This window comes from Simiduia agarivorans SA1 = DSM 21679, from assembly GCF_000305785.2.
In the GTDB taxonomy this organism is placed as follows: domain Bacteria; phylum Pseudomonadota; class Gammaproteobacteria; order Pseudomonadales; family Cellvibrionaceae; genus Simiduia; species Simiduia agarivorans.
Genome location: NC_018868.3, coordinates 3077317 through 3093238, shown reverse-complemented (window position 1 = coordinate 3093238; position 15922 = coordinate 3077317). Strand labels below are relative to the sequence as shown.

Annotated in this window: 21 protein-coding genes and 1 other RNA gene; 9 read left to right on the top strand and 13 right to left on the bottom strand. The window is 58.2% G+C overall.

Annotated elements, in window-relative coordinates:
• Positions 1-135 precede the first annotated feature (135 nt).
• Positions 136-858, top strand: a complete 723-nt coding sequence (locus M5M_RS13955; protein WP_015048135.1) for an acyltransferase — start codon at positions 136-138, stop codon at positions 856-858.
• 24 nt (positions 859-882) lie between these two features.
• Positions 883-1464, top strand: a complete 582-nt coding sequence (locus tag M5M_RS13950) for a hypothetical protein (RefSeq protein ID WP_015048134.1) — start codon at positions 883-885, stop codon at positions 1462-1464.
• Between the two features lie 3 nt (positions 1465-1467).
• Here the strand turns inward: M5M_RS13950 and gloA2 are convergent, their stop codons facing one another.
• The 3 genes from gloA2 to M5M_RS13935 form a co-directional block, all read right to left on the bottom strand.
• Entirely contained in the window at positions 1468-1854 is a 387-nt protein-coding gene (gene gloA2, locus M5M_RS13945) for an SMU1112c/YaeR family gloxylase I-like metalloprotein (RefSeq protein ID WP_015048133.1), read from the bottom strand.
• Between the two features lie 2 nt (positions 1855-1856).
• On the bottom strand, positions 1857-2288 hold the full coding sequence (locus M5M_RS13940) for a hypothetical protein (protein WP_015048132.1): 432 nt from the start codon (positions 2286-2288) through the stop codon (positions 1857-1859).
• 128 nt (positions 2289-2416) lie between these two features.
• Complete coding sequence (locus M5M_RS13935) at positions 2417-2647, bottom strand: hypothetical protein (RefSeq protein ID WP_144062467.1); 231 nt, start codon at positions 2645-2647, stop codon at positions 2417-2419.
• A gap of 352 nt (positions 2648-2999) precedes the next feature.
• Here M5M_RS13935 and M5M_RS13930 point away from each other — a divergent pair, with 352 nt between their 5' ends.
• Positions 3000-3449 (top strand): OsmC family protein, encoded by a 450-nt coding sequence (locus M5M_RS13930; protein WP_015048130.1) that lies wholly within the window; start codon positions 3000-3002, stop codon positions 3447-3449.
• A 103-nt stretch (positions 3450-3552) separates the two neighbouring features.
• Here the strand turns inward: M5M_RS13930 and M5M_RS13925 are convergent, their stop codons facing one another.
• From M5M_RS13925 to M5M_RS13890, 8 genes are all read right to left on the bottom strand, one after another.
• The gene (locus M5M_RS13925; protein ID WP_015048129.1) at positions 3553-3798 is read right to left on the bottom strand and encodes a superinfection immunity protein; all 246 of its coding nucleotides are present in this window, start codon (positions 3796-3798) and stop codon (positions 3553-3555) included.
• A 9-nt stretch (positions 3799-3807) separates the two neighbouring features.
• Entirely contained in the window at positions 3808-4221 is a 414-nt protein-coding gene (locus tag M5M_RS13920; RefSeq protein ID WP_015048128.1) for a helix-turn-helix transcriptional regulator, read from the bottom strand.
• A gap of 127 nt (positions 4222-4348) precedes the next feature.
• Entirely contained in the window at positions 4349-4831 is a 483-nt protein-coding gene (locus M5M_RS13915) for a GNAT family N-acetyltransferase (protein WP_015048127.1), read from the bottom strand.
• 21 nt (positions 4832-4852) lie between these two features.
• Entirely contained in the window at positions 4853-5329 is a 477-nt protein-coding gene (locus M5M_RS13910; RefSeq protein WP_015048126.1) for a PliI family lysozyme inhibitor of I-type lysozyme, read from the bottom strand.
• Entirely contained in the window at positions 5329-6561 is a 1233-nt protein-coding gene (locus M5M_RS13905; RefSeq protein WP_015048125.1) for a UbiH/UbiF/VisC/COQ6 family ubiquinone biosynthesis hydroxylase, read from the bottom strand. Before M5M_RS13905 ends, M5M_RS13910 begins: the two co-directional genes overlap by 1 nt.
• Positions 6558-7799, bottom strand: coding sequence for a 2-octaprenyl-6-methoxyphenyl hydroxylase (ubiH, locus tag M5M_RS13900; RefSeq protein WP_015048124.1), 1242 nt, complete (start codon positions 7797-7799; stop codon positions 6558-6560). Before ubiH ends, M5M_RS13905 begins: the two co-directional genes overlap by 4 nt.
• A 40-nt stretch (positions 7800-7839) precedes the next feature.
• Complete coding sequence (pepP, locus tag M5M_RS13895) at positions 7840-9195, bottom strand: Xaa-Pro aminopeptidase (protein WP_015048123.1); 1356 nt, start codon at positions 9193-9195, stop codon at positions 7840-7842.
• Between the two features lie 12 nt (positions 9196-9207).
• Positions 9208-9756 carry a UPF0149 family protein gene (locus tag M5M_RS13890; protein WP_015048122.1) on the bottom strand — a complete coding sequence of 183 codons (549 nt, stop codon included), beginning with the start codon at positions 9754-9756 and terminating at the stop codon, positions 9208-9210.
• 227 nt (positions 9757-9983) lie between these two features.
• Between M5M_RS13890 and M5M_RS13885 the strand changes: the two genes are divergently transcribed.
• The 5 genes from M5M_RS13885 (at position 9984) to M5M_RS13870 (ending at position 13064) form a co-directional block, all read left to right on the top strand.
• A complete protein-coding gene (locus M5M_RS13885; RefSeq protein WP_015048121.1) occupies positions 9984-10193 on the top strand; it encodes a TIGR02449 family protein in 210 nt (69 codons plus the stop codon).
• A gap of 2 nt (positions 10194-10195) precedes the next feature.
• On the top strand, positions 10196-10498 hold the full coding sequence (locus M5M_RS13880) for a cell division protein ZapA (protein WP_015048120.1): 303 nt from the start codon (positions 10196-10198) through the stop codon (positions 10496-10498).
• Between the two features lie 53 nt (positions 10499-10551).
• Positions 10552-10730, top strand: a non-coding RNA gene (ssrS, locus tag M5M_RS19980) — 6S RNA.
• Positions 10731-10738: 8 nt separating this feature from the next.
• Complete coding sequence (locus tag M5M_RS13875; protein WP_015048119.1) at positions 10739-11338, top strand: 5-formyltetrahydrofolate cyclo-ligase; 600 nt, start codon at positions 10739-10741, stop codon at positions 11336-11338.
• A gap of 82 nt (positions 11339-11420) precedes the next feature.
• Positions 11421-13064, top strand: coding sequence for a methyl-accepting chemotaxis protein (locus M5M_RS13870; RefSeq protein ID WP_016389568.1), 1644 nt, complete (start codon positions 11421-11423; stop codon positions 13062-13064).
• A 108-nt stretch (positions 13065-13172) separates the two neighbouring features.
• Here M5M_RS13870 and M5M_RS20400 read toward each other — a convergent pair whose 3' ends face one another.
• Together M5M_RS20400 and ilvA are read right to left on the bottom strand one after the other, a co-directional pair.
• Positions 13173-13310: a hypothetical protein gene (locus M5M_RS20400; RefSeq protein WP_016389566.1), complete on the bottom strand. Its 138-nt coding sequence runs from the start codon at positions 13308-13310 to the stop codon at positions 13173-13175.
• 216 nt (positions 13311-13526) lie between these two features.
• Entirely contained in the window at positions 13527-15065 is a 1539-nt protein-coding gene (gene ilvA, locus M5M_RS13865; RefSeq protein ID WP_015048116.1) for a threonine ammonia-lyase, biosynthetic, read from the bottom strand.
• Between the two features lie 158 nt (positions 15066-15223).
• Here ilvA and rpiA point away from each other — a divergent pair, with 158 nt between their 5' ends.
• Complete coding sequence (rpiA, locus tag M5M_RS13860; protein WP_015048115.1) at positions 15224-15913, top strand: ribose-5-phosphate isomerase RpiA; 690 nt, start codon at positions 15224-15226, stop codon at positions 15911-15913.
• Positions 15914-15922 lie beyond the last annotated feature (9 nt).

Sequence of the window (15922 nt, the reverse complement as noted above, 5' to 3'; positions counted from 1 at the left end):
GGGCCGGCTTACTTCCGAACCACTCACTCAGGCGGCAACAGCAATAACATCCAGCGCCCGTCGTTGCACAATAAAGTGGTATCCTGAGCCATTAATACAGGAACCACAGGGCTGCCAAGCCAGAACTTCATCAACATGCGCAAAAACAATCGACCCTATGCATTGAAGTGGCTGAGTAACCGGATTGTCCGGTTTTACACCCGCCATTTTCTCAAACCCCAATTTGATACTTGTGGCCGGGGCTTGCAGGTCGTTTCGCCCTGGAGTGTGAGTGTGTTTGGCAGCCGTATTCATCTGGGCCGCTGTGTGCACATCATTTCCGCGCGCAATAATCCGGTGCAGTTCACTTGCTGGTCAGGCAAACAAAGTCAGGGTGAAATTCACGTTGGCGACAACGTATTGATCTCGCCCGGTGCGCGCATCGCTTCCAACGTGGGTATTCGCATCGGCGACAACAGCATGCTGGCTGCCAATGTTTACATCTCAGACTCCGATTGGCACGGCCTGTATAACCGCACCCGACCGTTCCGCTGCTCCAAACCGGTCACGCTTGGCAACAACGTCTGGATCGGTGACAGCGCCATCGTCTGTAAAGGTGTAACCATTGGCGACAACAGCGTGGTGGGTGCCGGCAGTGTGGTTGCCAAGGACGTGCCCGCCAATGTGGTCGTGGCCGGCAACCCTGCCAAGGTAGTCAAATCACTCAACCCCAACCGCAAAATGCTCACACGCGCCTCATTGTTCCGGAACCCGGAGCACTACTACCGGAATCAGGATCAGCTCGATAAATACGTCATGGGCGACAACGGCTGGTGGAATTGGCTGCGGTCTGTGTTTTTCCCGAATCAGCGTGACTGAACTTTTACCCAAGGAAATGAATCTATGATCAAGCGTCTGCACAACCTGCTCGCAATCTGCCTGCTTTCAATGTCATTGCCAGCGCTCGCCGCAAACACACCACAGGATACATTTTTTCAGAACCTGAAAACCCTGTGCGGTAAAGCCTTTGCGGGCAAAATCGTCGTCGATAACGCACCCAGCGATGCCTTCAGCAATAAGCCCTTGGTGATGCATGTGCGCCAGTGCAGTGATGATCAGATTCTTATCCCTTTTCACGTAGGCGGCGACGCATCGCGCACCTGGGTGCTCACGCGCACGGCCAATAGCCTGCAACTGAAACACGATCACCGGCACAAAGACGGCAGTGAAGACACGCTCACCCAGTACGGCGGCCACACCCTCGAGGCCGGCTGGCCACAGGTGCAGTCGTTCCCGGCAGATGATTTCACCAAAGCGCTGTTCGTGCGCGAGGCCATTCCGCAATCCATGGGCAACACCTGGCAGTTTTACCTTTACCCGACCACCTTCACCTACCGCATGGTGCGCGAAGCGCGCGAATTCCGGGTGGATTTCGATTTAACCCAACCGGTTCGCGCGCCGGCGGCACCCTGGGGCTGGCAATGACGCCTACTGTTCATAGAGTTCCAACGGCAAGCCATCCGGGTCCTGAAAAAACGTAAAGCGCTTGCCGGTGAATTCATCCACCCGAATGGGTTCAACTGTTACCCCCGCCGCTTCCAAATGCGCAACAGCGTCAGCAAGTGATGCAACACTGAAGGCCAGATGCCGCAATCCCCGCGCCTCTGGCCGACTCACTCTCGCCGGCGGGTTGGGAAAGGAAAAAAGTTCGATCTGAACGCCATCGGGCAGCGCGAGATCCAATTTGTAGGATTGCCGGTTGGGCCGATAATTTTCAGCCACTATGTGCAAACCCAACAACGCTGTATAGAAATACTTTGAGCGCGCATAATCCGAGCAAATAATGGCGACATGATGAATCGCGTTCAATTTCATACCTAAACCTGCTGAGGGCGTATGGGTGGACGGACGTTCGCCAACCATACCACCGCGATGCACTGGAATACCCATAAAATCAATTTGGGGTTTACCTCCAGATATATGACAAACAAGGCGCCGTGCAGCATCAGGTAGCCATACAAGCAATAGAACCCCCAAGATTTGCGGAAAAACACCCCGGCTGTGCCCGCAATCAACAAGCACCCCATCAGTGCAATGTTGGCAAAAAATACCGGCACCGGCAGTGGCAATAGCTGGATGTCTGCCCGCTCAGCCATGAACTGACTGACGTTGCCAATACCTTCGGCCAGCGCAGGCTCAGCCAGCAATCCACCCAGCTGCGCCAGCATCGCAGCGCCGACCAGCAATCTGACCACACCAAATAGGAATCCCGCTGAAAGTAGGCATACACTCACGGTCTTTTTAATCATTCCCTGTTCCTTTCATTGTGGATCAAACCACGTGTTGATCCTCTTAACTTATTTGCTCCACAAGCAAGCTCGCTCAGAGCCTGGTGCTTGCGGCCGTTCATCGCTTCGCCACAAGCTGGCAGGTCACGTTACCAATGCCCCTGCCGATCAATGTATGCCATTAACTTGGCATTGATATACGCACCCACCAATGGCAGCGCCACCGACACCGCCTCTGCTCCCAGAAACAGCAACACACCGCCTACCGCGAGCATGATCAGTTCAATGGCCAGCATATGACTGCGCCGGCAAACGCCCAGCAACAAAATGCGAATGAAACGGGGTTCCGCCTGCCAATAGGTCGACTCTTTATTGATCACAAAAATGTCCTCCATCCGTCGGGTGATCTCGATTGCATTGTCGGAAGCGGGCAATGTCGCGCTGCCTGAAAAATCACAGCGGGCCCGTCTCCGTTGAGCAACAATTTGGCGCAGAAATGCCAATGTCGGTGACGCCAATGGGCCGCCAGTGGTACGACAGGGTTGAAATTGTTTGTTTTTCGACCAAATCGGGGTGAATCCGCCGGGAGAAGCGATCGTTTTCTTAATCGAGGCCGTGAGTACCTCTTAAACGTTCAGCCAGCGGCCGTCGGTGTGGGGTCTTGATTCAGCGCAAAGAAATATTAGTTAAATCTAATATTATTGAGACAACAACCCGTCAACAGGAACAATTATGAACGCGCAGGAACCTTTCAGTATTTCCCTGAAACTGCTCGATGGCTATCGGTTCGAGGTGGACTTTGGCGATGCCGGCACGCTGCTGACAGATGAACCCGAACCCCTGGGTGCGAACAGCGGACCCAATCCCGCCCGCTTGCTGGCAGCGGCGGCAGCCAATTGCCTGGCCGCCAGCCTCACGTTTGCGATCAGGAAATTCAAAGAAGACCCTGGACAGGTCAGCGCGACAGTCGAGGGCTACCTTGCACGCCAGGATGGTCGCTGGCGGGTGGATCATCTGGATGTGAATCTGCAGTTGGGCGTCGATGCAGGCGATATTCCGCACCTGGAACGGGCGCTGTCGCAATTTGAGAACTTCTGTGTGGTCACCCAGAGCGTGCGTCAGGGTTTTGCCGTGAATGTGTCCGTGTTTGATGCCAATGGCGTTGCGGTACACACCGGCTGATCCCGAAATCCGTGGCGCTGAGATGGAAAATCCCACCTCTGCCGGATGCAAAAGGTGGGATGGTTCGGTGGGGTAAACGCAGGCTGGCGTATACCAGTCACCTTCAGCGTGTGGTGCGCTGCAGGAAGCGGTCAGCCACTCGCCCGGTGATCGCCCACACGAACAGTGCACCCCAGGCCACAAAGGAAAGTCCCGCCGGCACACAGGCCAGCGCGATGAGCCTGGCCTGACTGGGATTAAAAGCCAGGGCCAGCAACGCCGGCAAAAACCAGAGCAGTACCACGCCTGGAATTAACACAGCCCACCCTAGCGGACCGGCGTCCGCCGTCAAAGTGGTAATAAAATCCATGCGGCCCCCTCACCAGTGCGCGCGCTGGTCGATATAGGCCAACAGCTTGGCATTGGAATAGGCGGCCAACAGTGGCAAGGCCACCGACAAGGGCTCGGCACCCAGGAACAACAATACGATACCCGCCACCAGCGCAATGACCTCGATGGCCAACATATGGCTGCGGCGGCATATGCCGTACAGAAAAAACCGGATATACCAGGGTTCCGCTTGCCAGGTGGTTGAATCTTTATCGATCACGATGATTTCCTCCGTCAGTTTGGTGATCTCAACTTCAAACACGGCGGCGAGGCTTTTGAGGGTTTCCAGGCTGGCTTTGTTGCCCGCCTCTACCCGCTGAATGGTGCGCAGGCTTACACCTGCCATCTGAGCCAGTTGCTCCTGTGACCAGGAACGTTGCTCTCTCAGTTTTTTCACAATCATAGTGACCTCGTCTCCGTTGGGAGGAAATTTGCCCGATTCAGGCCCTTGTCGGTGACGCCAGACGGCCGCCAGCGGGCCGACAGCATCAACAAACAACCAACCTGGCGATTATTTGATCAGAAGTGAACTACAGGTATTTCTGCAAAAACTCGGCCTGACCCATAGCAGGGTCCAGCTGGTAGCTTTTAAAACCTTGCCGTTCATACAGCGCTTTGGCCGTGAGGTTACCGCTCAGTACTTCGAGCGTGATTTTGCAGGCGCCGCGAGCGCGGGCGATATTTTCGAGTTTGCCCATCAGCGCGCTGGCAACGCCCTGGCCCCGGGCCGAGGGTGTCACCGCCAGGTCGTGGATATTGAACAGGGGTTTGGCGGCAAACGTTGACAGGGACTGGAATGCGTTGAGCAGGCCCACGGCTTCGTTGTCGAGGTAGGCAATCAGACTGAGTGCATTGGGCGTCGCGCGTAACTGCTCAATCAGATGCTGCTGGGTGTAATCGCTCAACGCTTCACCGCCACCCATCGGATCCCGGGCATAAGCATTGAGCAGGGCAACCAGATCGGCGGCCTGTTGTGCGTTGTGGTAATCAACTAGTTGTATATCGAGACTCATGGGTCCTTCCGCTAACGTCTGTTATTCAGGTTCCAGCGCATTCAGGGACGCCACTTGCGCGATCAGTGCCTGGGTGACGTCGGTGCCGGGCGCCAAGCCTTCGACCATGGCGACCGAGCTGAGTTTATTGTCCAACAGGCGCCAGGCGTGGGCGGTGAGGTAGCTGCCGGAACCGGCGCTTTCAAAACTCACAATCAGATCCGGGTTCTGGTCGCCGTCGATATCCACGAGATCCAGATCCACTAAAAACCCGTCGCGCGCGAAGATCAGGCCGGTGACAAAAAAGTCGCGATCGTTTTCGCCATTTCTAGCTTCATACACGCGTACGCTGTAGCTTCCCACACTGCGCGGTTCCCCTTCGCCTTCCGCTACCACCGCCGTCAGGCCCTCGCCCCATTCGCGCGACAGGGTTTCTGCCGCATCGCAGTCCAGGTCCACATTGGCCGTACAGGCACCCAGCATGAACGTAACCAACACAGCCTGTGCATATTTCATCATCACAATCCCATTGCCTGTTTAATCATTTCCCGCTTCACGAGGCCGGAACGGTTTGCCAGCTTCAATCCTTCATTGCGCAACCAGCGCAACAAGTGATGATCGGCACCGAATAATTGTTTGAAGCCTTCCATCGCCGCCATGGTAGCCAGATTGTCGGCCTTGCGGGCGCGCTGGTAACGGCGCAGCGTGGCGCCATGGCCAAGCGCCAGACCGCGTGCAGACGCGCGATCCAATTCAGTTAATAATGCCGCCACATCTTTGATACCCAGGTTCACGCCCTGGCCAGCGAGCGGGTGAATGGTGTGTGCCGCGTCGCCAATCAGGGCAAAACCCGGCCGGATATAATCCACGGCGTGGCGCTGGCGCAAGGGAATGGCAAACCGTTTGTCGGCGTGCACTACCTGACCTAAACACGCCTCGGACGCGCGCGTGAGTGAATCACAAAATTCGTCATCACCGAGTTGCATCAGCTGTTTGGCCAAAGGGGTTTCTGCCGACCAGACAATCGAACAATGAAATTCTTGCGCGGCCGCCTGCGCACTGGCTTGTAACGGCAGAAACGCCAACGGCCCCGAGCGCATAAAGCGTTGACGCGCCACAAAGTCGTGCGGTTTTTGCGTGCGGATGGTGGTTACGATGGCGTCGTGACCGTAATCCCATTCGCGCGTGGCAAGGCCAGCCAATTCACGCAGACTTGAGCGGGCACCATCGGCGGCCACAATCAATTGCACGCGGAGCGTTTCACCCGATGCCAGCAACAAAGTCGCATCACCGTTTGCATCCGCCGCAGGCAACAACAGCTGTTTTACCCGCGCGTTTAATTGCAGTTGGATATTGGGCGTATAGCTTATGGCCTGATGCAGGTGCGATAACAACAGGCTGTTTTCCACAATAAAACCCAGCTGCGGCTGATGCACATCGTCGGCAAAAAACTGGATGTCGCCGGTGCCTTCGGCATCCCACACATCCATGGCGGTATAGGCGCAGGCGCGCGCGGTCAGCACTTTCTGCCAGATGCCGGCCTCGTCCAATAAATTCACCGACGCTTGCGTCAGCGCCACCACCCGGGGGTCAAAGCCGCCGGCATCAAAGTGCGCGGTATCCGCCCCCGCTTCCAACAACAGCACCTGTTGCTGCGGATGCCGGCGCGCGTGCAGCAATGCGAACAGCGCACCCACGAGGCCCGCACCCACCACGGCAATATCGGCATTTCGCCTATTAGTTTCGGTCATAAAGCGCGTTCACCCACGGGCCCCGTGGGCCGGTTAATAAGACTGCGACCCAGCGATTGCTGGGCAATGCCGTGCTTGAGTGCGGGCAGTGCCTGAATCAGCATCAGGCCCAACTGGCGCGGCAACACATTGAGCCAATCGCTGCTAGAAAACCATTGCACCAGCTGATGACTGTATTCGGTGGTGAGCCATTGGTCTTTTTGCCGCAGCGCCAGGTAGTGCTCGAGCTGCGCAAGCGAACCCAAGGGCTCGTTGCTCTCAGCCAGCACCTGTGCCAGGCAGTGGATATCGCGCACCGACAGATTGAAACCCTGGCCCGCCACCGGGTGTAAAAAATGCGCCGCATTGCCCAGCAACACCAGATGCGAGCGCACTTGCTCGCGCGCTTGCACCAACGCCAATGGATAACTATCGCGTTTGCCCACGCGCACAAACCGGCCCAGCCGGTCGCCAAAACGCGACTGCAAGCGGGCTAAAAATTCGTTGTCATCGGCGGTCGCTATGTCGGCTTGTGCATCGTTCAGCGTCCACACCAGTGCGGCCTCGTGGCTGCCCGCCAGTGGCAGCAATGCCATCGGCCCCCAATCGGTAAAGCGTTCGAACGCACGGCCCTGATGCGGCAACTCGGTTTGCACATTGGCAATCACCGCTTGCTGTTGATAGCGCGTGTGGGTGGTGGCAAGGCCAAGGGATTGCTTCAGCGCGCTGTGTTCAGCACCGTCGGCCAGAATCACCAGGCCAGCATGGAAGCTGCCGCGCGACGTGGCCACCGTGAATCCGTCTGCGCCCGCTCGCAGGTGCTCTACGTCCACCGGCGCCAGACATTCAATCGCCGGCGTTTGCGCAAGCCGTTGCAATAAACATTGCCCGAGCGCGGCGTTGGGCACGACCCAACCGAGCGCATCCAGATTGTGTTCGGCGGCATCGATGCTGGCGTGGCCCCAATGGCCCCGGTCGGAGACCTGGACCTGGGTTATTTTGCCACTCAGCGGTTTCAGTTCAGCCAGTAAATCGAGCGCGGCTAAGGCCTCAAAGCTGCCCGCCGCAATGGCGGTGGCGCGCTGATCAAAACTGGGTTGGTAGGGTGTCTGGTTGTTGAGCGCAAACCGCTCCAACAGCCGGATGCGTTTGCCAGGCAAGGCATGCGCCAGTAACAGGGCCGCCGTCACCCCCACCATGCCACCGCCGATTATGGCGATGTCGGTTGCGCTGACGGATATTTCAGAAGCTTGAGTCATAACCGGATAATACCGCAAAGCTTTTCAGGTGGCTGTTGATTTACCACAGGCTTTCCTGCGCTGTGCCTTTTTTCCGGTTGCGCGCGCGCGCCATGTGCGCTTCGATGGCGTCGCAGGTTTTCGGCACGCCGCCGGACAAAATTTCACAGCCATCGCGGGTAATCAGTACGTCGTCCTCAATGCGGATCGCCAGCCCACGCCATTTTTTCGCCACCCGCTCATCCTGCGGGCTGATGTAAAGACCGGGCTCCACGGTCAGGACCATGCCGGGCTCCAGTACCCGCCACTGATCGCCCACCCGGTAATCGCCCACATCGTGCACGTCCATGCCCAGCCAGTGACCGATACGGTGCATATAAAACGCTTTGTAGGCACCGCTTTCAATCAGCGCCGCCGGTTCACCCTCCAGCAAGCCGAGGGCAACCAGGCCTTCGGTCATGACCCGCACCGACACTTCGTGCGCTTGGTTCCAATGGCCGCCGGGTTTAAGTGTTGCAATCGCCGCCTCCTGAACTGCCAACACCAGCTCATAGAGTGCGCGTTGCGGTGGGCTGAAAGCGCCACTGACGGGAAACGTGCGGGTAATGTCGGCCGCGTAGCCCTGGTATTCGCAACCGGCGTCGATCAGCACCAGATCGCCGCTGCGCAGGCTGCTGTTGTTATCGATGTAATGCAGAATACAGGCGTTGTCGCCACCACCCACAATGCTCGGGTAGGCCGGCGCCCGCGCGCCGCGGCGGGTGAATTCGTACACCAATTCCGCTTCCAGCTGATATTCCATCATACCGGGCGTGCATGCCGCCATGGCGCGCAGGTGGGCATCGGCAGATATTTCGCAGGCAGTGCGGATCAGGCGGATTTCCGCCGCGCTTTTGTACAAGCGCATGTCGTGCAGCAGGTGATCCAGATCGAGAAATTCGCCCGGGGGCACAGCGCCCTGGCCGATATTCTCGCGGATGCGGTTGACCCAGTTCATCACCCGGCGATCAAACAGCGCATCGCGCCCCATGGCGTAATAAACCCGATCGCGGCCTTCAATCAGGCCCGGCAGAATGTCGTCGATATCGTCGATCGGGAACGCATCATCGGCACCGAGGCTATCAATCACACCTTCAGGCCCGGCACGCACGCCGTCCCAGATTTCTTTTTCCGGATTGCGCTCGCGGCAGAACAGCACAAATTCGCCGTGGCTGCGGCCAGGCAGCAACACCAACACCGCCTCGGGCTCGGTAAAGCCGGTGAGGTACCAGAAATTGCTGTCGGGGCGGAAAGGGTATTCGGTATCGCGCGAGCGGGTTTTCGGCCGCGCGGTGGGCACAATGGCGATACTGTTGGGCTCCATCATGCCCATCAGGGTTTTTCGCCGGCGCGCAAATTCCGCTTTGCTGATGCCCATCATTGCATTCCGTTAATGCACGTCTTTGCGTGGTGCCAGTTCCATGTACAGTGTCAGTACCGCCATGCGCACATATTCGGCCACTTCCATGAATGACGCTTCGTCGGATTCGGTATCGGCTTCCATCTGGGCAATGGCCGCCAGATCGCGCAGGGCTTCGGCCGCTTCGGCTGAAAACTGAGTATCGCCTTTAATGCCGGCGCCGCCCAGGCCATGCATAAAACTGGAACAAAAACTGGCCAGGCTTTGCACCCGCATGGCCAGTTCAATGTGGTCATCCGGCAACAGTAAATCAAAGTCGAAGCCTTCACCGGCCAACTGGCCAAGCGTCGCCGCGTGCAGCGCGTCCAGCTGCGCGACCAGATCCGTGGGCAGCGTTTCAAGATCCATCAACAACCTGGCCAGGTCGTGCCATTGGGCCTGATTCAGGCCCTTCGAACCGCACAGCCGACCACACAACACACCCTGCAGATCGGTCGGGCTGGCCAGGGATTTAGCCACCAGCAACTGATCGGCAAAACCGTCAAAACCGGGCATGGCGGGGGCGGGTACATCAGACATAACGGGGTCCTGCATCGGGTGAATAGCGTGATTTGCCGCCATGCTACCAGAAGCCGCCACGCTGAACAGACGCCAGTGCCTGGCCCGTTAGCCCAAAAGCACCAAAAAAGCTTTATTTTTCGGGCACATGCCTCACATGAGTGAGAAATTACTTGAACACTTGTTGACCCCCGCCAACGGGCTGCATATAGTTATTCGTCAAAAGGTACCACCAAACTCCCTACATCATGGCCGAATCTCAATACGCGCAACTGGAAAGCAAGCTCAATCAGCTCATCGAGCTGTGCCAGCGGCTGGACAAAGAAAATGCCGCGCTCAAGGCCCGCGAGGCCACCTGGCAACAGGAGAAGCTGCGGCTGGTCGAGAAAAACGAACTGGCCCGCAGCCGGGTGGAGGCCATGATCAAGCGTCTGAAAAGCCTGGAGTCAGAGGGATAAGCATGAGCAAGCCCCCCGCCAATGCCGTCGTTGTGCGCATATTGGACCGCGAATATCAGGTGGCTTGTCCACCGGAAGAGCGCGATGCGCTGTCTTCCGCTGCCCGGCAACTGGATGAACGCATGCGCGCGATCCGCGCCTCCGGCCATGTGATCGGCCTCGAGCGCATTGCCGTGATGGCGGCCCTGAACCTGAGCCACGAATTATTGGTGGCAGGTAAATCTGGCAACGCCGCACCCGCACAAGACCTGCACCCGCTGATCAGCCGGTTGGATAAAACCCTGGCGCAACTTGACGCGGAATAAATTTCCTTCGATAAGTCAAGATTGTTTTTGCGGGCCTCGGGGTTACAATAAAGCCCTCCCTGAGGTGTTCGTTTGTCCGGCAAGTCCTCGAGCCGATAAATTTATACCCGGCGGCGTCTAGCTGGTGTTGGTGTGCATGTCCGCGCGTCGGAAAGCCTGATTCACCACAGATTCCGCCACCTTGAACCATCGGGTTCAAGGCCAAGCCGGCTACGGCACACTCGGGGTCCTACTTTATCTATGACTGCCTATTCCGATCAGATTCACGCCCAACGCCAATCGCTCCGACGCGAATTGCGTGCGCGCCGACGCGCCTTGCCCCAGCGCCAGCAAAAAAGCGCGGCACTTGCGCTGGCCGAACACCTGCACAAGCATCTCTGGTTCGCGCGCGCCAAACACGTGGCATTTTATTTGCCCGCCGATGGCGAATTGGACCCGCGGCCATTGCTCAACCTGGCACTGGCGGCCGGCAAGCATTGTTACCTGCCCGTAGTGCAGAAAAATGGCCGGTTGCACTTCCGGCGCTACCGCCCCGGCACAATGTTGCGCGCCAACCGCTTTGGCATTCCCGAACCCACAGCGAGCGCACCGCAACGTCAGCCCTGGCTGCTGCAGCTGGTTTTACTGCCGTTGGTGGGTTTTGACCTGTGCGGCGGCCGCCTGGGCATGGGCGGCGGTTATTACGACCGCACCTTCTGCCACAGACCGGGCCATCCGCGCCCCCAAGGCAAGCGCATCGGCCTCGCGCACAGCTGCCAACAAGTGGTACGGCTGCCTGTGGCGTCCTGGGACGTGCCCTTGCACGCCATCGCGACTGAAGCGCGCCTTCACGCGGTCTGATTGCTGCCTATACTGACGACTAAGGGCTCGCGGCTAACAGCCGACATACTGAGCATGCCCTGTCGATTCTCCGGAGCAATTCATGACCTGGTTCCACAATCTTTCCTATCGCTGGAAAATCAGCCTGCCCATTGGCCTGCTATTGGTGCTCAATCTGATGGTGGGCATCAACGGCCTGATGATCAAAAACACGCTGGCCGGAGATGCAGAAGAGCTCGGCAACAAATACCTGAATGCGCTCGACCTCTTGTTGCAGGCCGACCGGGACATGTACCAGGCCCAGGCCGCCGAGCGAAGCCTGGTATTCCTGAGCGCCGACAACCCCAACTACGGGTCGCTGAATGAAAGCCTGAAGGAGAATCAGCAGCAGGCGCTCGACCGCGCGCTCCAGGCCAGCCAATTGTCACCCGCTATCGCACAAGTGGCACCGTCACAGGCCATCAGGGAGCTTCATGCCGATTGGGTCAGCGCATCGGCAAGCCTGCTGAGACAACGGGCGTTGCTGGAAGCGGGCGACCCAGCCCTGACCGCGCTCAGCTACGGTGACGTCGCCAAGCGGTTTTCCGACCTGCGCAGCAGACTCGACCAGGCCGGCGAGGCGCACCAGGCCGCAGTCACCCGGTTTGTCGCGCAAGCACAACAGGACGCCGATGATGCCGGCACGCATGCAACCGTCTTACTGGTGGTTGCCGGCGCCTTTGGCGCACTGGCCCTGTTTGTGCTCCCGCCCTTATTCACCCAGGGTCTGAACCAGATCAACGCCACCATGGCCGACATTGCGCGGGGTGAGGGCGATCTCACCAGCCGCACCCGGCTGAAAACCAAAGATGAACTGGGCAGCCTGTCTGCCAGCTTCAATTTGTTCATGGATAAACTGCAGAAAACCGTCGCCAGCGCCAAACACACAGCCGATGAAGTGCGCGCAGCCTCGGATAACATGCACACACTCGGTGACGCCAACCGCGCCACCATGTCCGCGCAGAACAATGCCATCCGGGCGTTGGTGGCCTCGGTTGCAGAGCTGTCAAAAACCGTGACCGAAATTGCCGAGAACACCAACCTCACCGCCGAGCAGGCACAAACCGCCAACAAGCTGACCAGTGATGGCTCCAGCACGGTGAATACCACCAAAGAACAGATTGCGTCGCTCGCCAAACTGGTGGAAAACACCTCGGAGTTGATCAGCAAAGTCCAGCAGCAGGCCAGCGACGCCAATTCCGTGCTCGATGTGATCAGCGGTATCGCAGAACAAACCAATCTGCTCGCCCTCAATGCCGCTATCGAAGCCGCGCGCGCGGGCGAACAAGGCAGAGGTTTTGCCGTGGTCGCCGATGAAGTGCGCACACTGGCCAGCAAAACTCAGGATTCCACCTTGCACATTCAACAGATGCTAGGTGCGTTGCAATCGGGAGTGGAAGATGCTGTGGAAGGCATGCGCGCTGCAGCCAGTGACGCCATGGCCACTGTTGACTCAGCCACCGCTGCGAACGAAGCACTCACGTCCATCAACGCGGCCGTGGATCAGATTACCCAGATGTCGATTCAGATTGCCACCGCCGCGGAAGAACAATCGGCCGTCATCGTTGAGCTGAACGAAAACCTGTCGGAAATCGATCAGCAATCCATGAGCACCACCAGCAACATTGGCCAGGCGGCCAACGCCAGCCGAAATATGAACGAATTGGCGGTGAACCTGCAGACCCTGCTGGCGGGTTTTAAGGTTTAAGCAGGCATAAAAAAAGGGCGCCCAGAAGGCACCCTTTTTTATACATCTTGTATCGCTGCGCTCAAACTACCAGACTTTACGGCAGTGTGCGCTTTCCCTAGCTACTGATCAGCGCGTCGCCACACCCTGCAACAGGGCGGTGGGCACTTCCGGTTCATCCTCGAACCACTCGCTACTGAATACACCCGTTACCAAAACCCCAATAACAAATACCAGCGCAGTGATGGTCAGTACATCGTTTTTCATGACATCACCTTTGTTTTTTTAAGTGGACAACCTGCATCCACGCCCCAACCCAACGAAAACATCAGACGGGGGCGATATTTATACCCGAAACTTCTTAAAAGCCCAACTACTTAAAAGGCATTTTGTGAATAAAAAGCATACAGCCGCACCAATTAAGCGGAAAGTACCAATCCAAAAACCTGAGAACCCCGTCACACGCCAGTGCTGGCGCGGGTTTCAATGCTCTGAGGACAGGCCGTTGGCACCCAGGAAAAAGGTGTAGGCCGGATTCTGGGTTTCATCCCACCAGGGGTAGCCCAGGTCATCGAGGAAGCTGGTGAGCATCTGGGTTTCCGCCGGCGGCACGGCCATGCCCACCAGCACCCGCCCATAAGCCGCACCGTGGTTGCGGTAGTGAAACAGGGTAATGTTCCAGCGGCCGGCCACCTTGGTGAGGAAGTTATACAGCGCACCGGGGCGTTCGGGGAACTCAAACCGGAGCACGCGTTCGTGGCTGACCTGCGGTGCCTTACCGCCCACCATGTGACGGATGTGCAGCTTGGCCATCTCGTTGTCGGTCATATCGGCGACCGGGTAGCCCTTGGCCTGCAACTCGGCCACCAGGGAAATCCGGTCGGCCGGGTCGGTGGTTACCGACACCCCCACAAAAATCCGCGCAGCGCTCGGGTCGCCATAGCGGTAGTTAAACTCGGTGATATTGCGCTTGCCGATGGCCTGGCAAAACTGTTTGTAGGCACCGGGGCGCTCCGGAATGGTGACCGCGAGAATCGCCTCGCGCTTTTCACCGATTTCCGTGCGCTCGGAAATGTATCGCAACCGGTCGAAATTGGTATTGGCACCACTCACCACCGCCACCAGGGTCTGGCCTTTGACGCCGCGCTGGTCCACGTATTTTTTCATGCCGGCCAGCGCCACTGCACCGGCGGGTTCGGCAATGGAGCGGGTATCCTCAAAAATATCCTTGATGCCAGCGCAGATCTCATCGGTGCTGACGGTCATGCATTCATCCACGGTTTTGCGCATCACGCGGAAGGGTTCCTTGCCGATCTGGGCCACCGCCACGCCATCGGCAAACAGGCCCACCTGCGGCAGCACCACGCGTTTACCCTTTTCCATGGCCGCTTTCAGGCAGGCCGCGTCTTCCGGTTCCACCGCGATGATTTTGATGTCGGGGCGCACATACTTGATGTAAGCGGCGACGCCGGCGCACAGGCCGCCACCACCCACGGCGAGAAAAATGGCATCGATATCGCCCGGGTACTGGCGCAGGATTTCCAGACCGATGGTGCCCTGGCCGGCGATCACATCCGGGTCATCGTAGGGCGGCACATAGGTCATGCCCTTGTCTTTGGTGAGTTTGAGCGCGTGCGCTAAAGCCTCGTCAAACGCATCACCGTGCAATACCACGCGCGCGCCCCGGGCCCGGACGGCATCCACTTTGATAGAGGGCGTGGTGCGCGGCATCACGATGGTGGCTTTGACACCCAGTTTCTGCGCGCCCAAGGCAAGTCCCTGGGCGTGGTTGCCCGCACTGGCAGTGACCACACCGGCCTCGCGCTCGGCCTGGCTCAGCTGCAGCAATTTGTTATAAGCACCGCGGATTTTGAATGAAAACACCGGCTGGAGGTCTTCGCGCTTGAGCAACACCCGGTTGTCCAGACGAATCGACAGAGCCCGCGCCTCGTCGAGGGGGGTTTCCACGGCGACATCGTAAATGCGCGCATTGAGGATGCGCTTGATGTAGGACTCTGGCATAACTGACTCTGAACCGGACCAAAAGACTGAAAAGTGGGAAATTTTTGGGTAAAAAAATCCGTTTTGCGCGACATTCGTGCGCGGAAAGCGATAGTAAACAATTTATGCCCCGCCTTCACCCCCTGTTATAATCCCCGACCCAGCCTCAGGAGCACACAATGAACCAGGACCAGCTGAAACAGGCCGTCGCCCGCGCCGCCGTGGATTACATCAAACCCAAGTTGGACACCCGCAGCATTGTGGGCGTCGGCACCGGCTCCACGGCCAACTACTTCATCGATTACCTGGCCGACATCAAGGGCCATTTCGATGGCGCCGTGGCCAGCAGTGAAGCCTCGGCCGAGCGCCTGAAGGCTCACGGCATCCCGGTGTACGACCTGAACGCGGTCGATGAGGTGGTGGTCTATGTGGATGGTGCCGATGAAACCGACCCACGCCTGAACCTGATCAAGGGCGGCGGCGCCGCCCTCACCCGGGAAAAAATTGTTGCCGCCGTGGCGCAGGAATTTGTCTGCATTGCCGACGGCTCCAAATGGGTGGAAACCCTGGGCCAATTCCCCCTGCCAGTGGAAGTGATTCCCATGGCCCGGGCGCATGTGGCCCGGCAGCTGGTCAAGCTCGGCGGCGACCCGGTGCACCGCGCCGGTGTCATCACCGATAACGGCGGCGAAATCCTCGATGTGCATGGCCTGCACATTACCGAGCCCGCCGCCATGGAAGCAGCCATCAACCAGATAGTCGGCGTGATCGCCAACGGCCTGTTTGCCAACCGCCCGGCGGACGTGTTGCTGCTGGGGCGCGATGGCGAAGTGGAAACCCTGCATGCGCCGGTTGAGCCGGGCATCTGATCCCGCGCC

Coding starts and splice junctions, on each gene's coding strand:
- ilvA (WP_015048116.1), bottom strand. CDS start 15,065: ATGCCAGAGTCCTACATCAAGCGCATCCTCAATGCGCGCATTTACGAT.
- pepP (WP_015048123.1), bottom strand. CDS start 9,195: ATGGGCATCAGCAAAGCGGAATTTGCGCGCCGGCGAAAAACCCTGATG.
- M5M_RS13885 (WP_015048121.1), top strand. CDS start 9,984: ATGGCCGAATCTCAATACGCGCAACTGGAAAGCAAGCTCAATCAGCTC.
- M5M_RS13915 (WP_015048127.1), bottom strand. CDS start 4,831: ATGAGTCTCGATATACAACTAGTTGATTACCACAACGCACAACAGGCC.
- gloA2 (WP_015048133.1), bottom strand. CDS start 1,854: ATGAAATTGAACGCGATTCATCATGTCGCCATTATTTGCTCGGATTAT.
- M5M_RS13890 (WP_015048122.1), bottom strand. CDS start 9,756: ATGTCTGATGTACCCGCCCCCGCCATGCCCGGTTTTGACGGTTTTGCC.
- M5M_RS13920 (WP_015048128.1), bottom strand. CDS start 4,221: ATGATTGTGAAAAAACTGAGAGAGCAACGTTCCTGGTCACAGGAGCAA.
- M5M_RS13905 (WP_015048125.1), bottom strand. CDS start 6,561: ATGACCGAAACTAATAGGCGAAATGCCGATATTGCCGTGGTGGGTGCG.
- M5M_RS13950 (WP_015048134.1), top strand. CDS start 883: ATGATCAAGCGTCTGCACAACCTGCTCGCAATCTGCCTGCTTTCAATG.
- M5M_RS13880 (WP_015048120.1), top strand. CDS start 10,196: ATGAGCAAGCCCCCCGCCAATGCCGTCGTTGTGCGCATATTGGACCGC.
- rpiA (WP_015048115.1), top strand. CDS start 15,224: ATGAACCAGGACCAGCTGAAACAGGCCGTCGCCCGCGCCGCCGTGGAT.
- ubiH (WP_015048124.1), bottom strand. CDS start 7,799: ATGACTCAAGCTTCTGAAATATCCGTCAGCGCAACCGACATCGCCATA.
- M5M_RS13955 (WP_015048135.1), top strand. CDS start 136: ATGCGCAAAAACAATCGACCCTATGCATTGAAGTGGCTGAGTAACCGG.
- M5M_RS13940 (WP_015048132.1), bottom strand. CDS start 2,288: ATGATTAAAAAGACCGTGAGTGTATGCCTACTTTCAGCGGGATTCCTA.
- M5M_RS13925 (WP_015048129.1), bottom strand. CDS start 3,798: ATGGATTTTATTACCACTTTGACGGCGGACGCCGGTCCGCTAGGGTGG.
- M5M_RS13870 (WP_016389568.1), top strand. CDS start 11,421: ATGACCTGGTTCCACAATCTTTCCTATCGCTGGAAAATCAGCCTGCCC.
- M5M_RS13875 (WP_015048119.1), top strand. CDS start 10,739: ATGACTGCCTATTCCGATCAGATTCACGCCCAACGCCAATCGCTCCGA.
- M5M_RS13910 (WP_015048126.1), bottom strand. CDS start 5,329: ATGATGAAATATGCACAGGCTGTGTTGGTTACGTTCATGCTGGGTGCC.
- M5M_RS13930 (WP_015048130.1), top strand. CDS start 3,000: ATGAACGCGCAGGAACCTTTCAGTATTTCCCTGAAACTGCTCGATGGC.
- M5M_RS20400 (WP_016389566.1), bottom strand. CDS start 13,310: ATGAAAAACGATGTACTGACCATCACTGCGCTGGTATTTGTTATTGGG.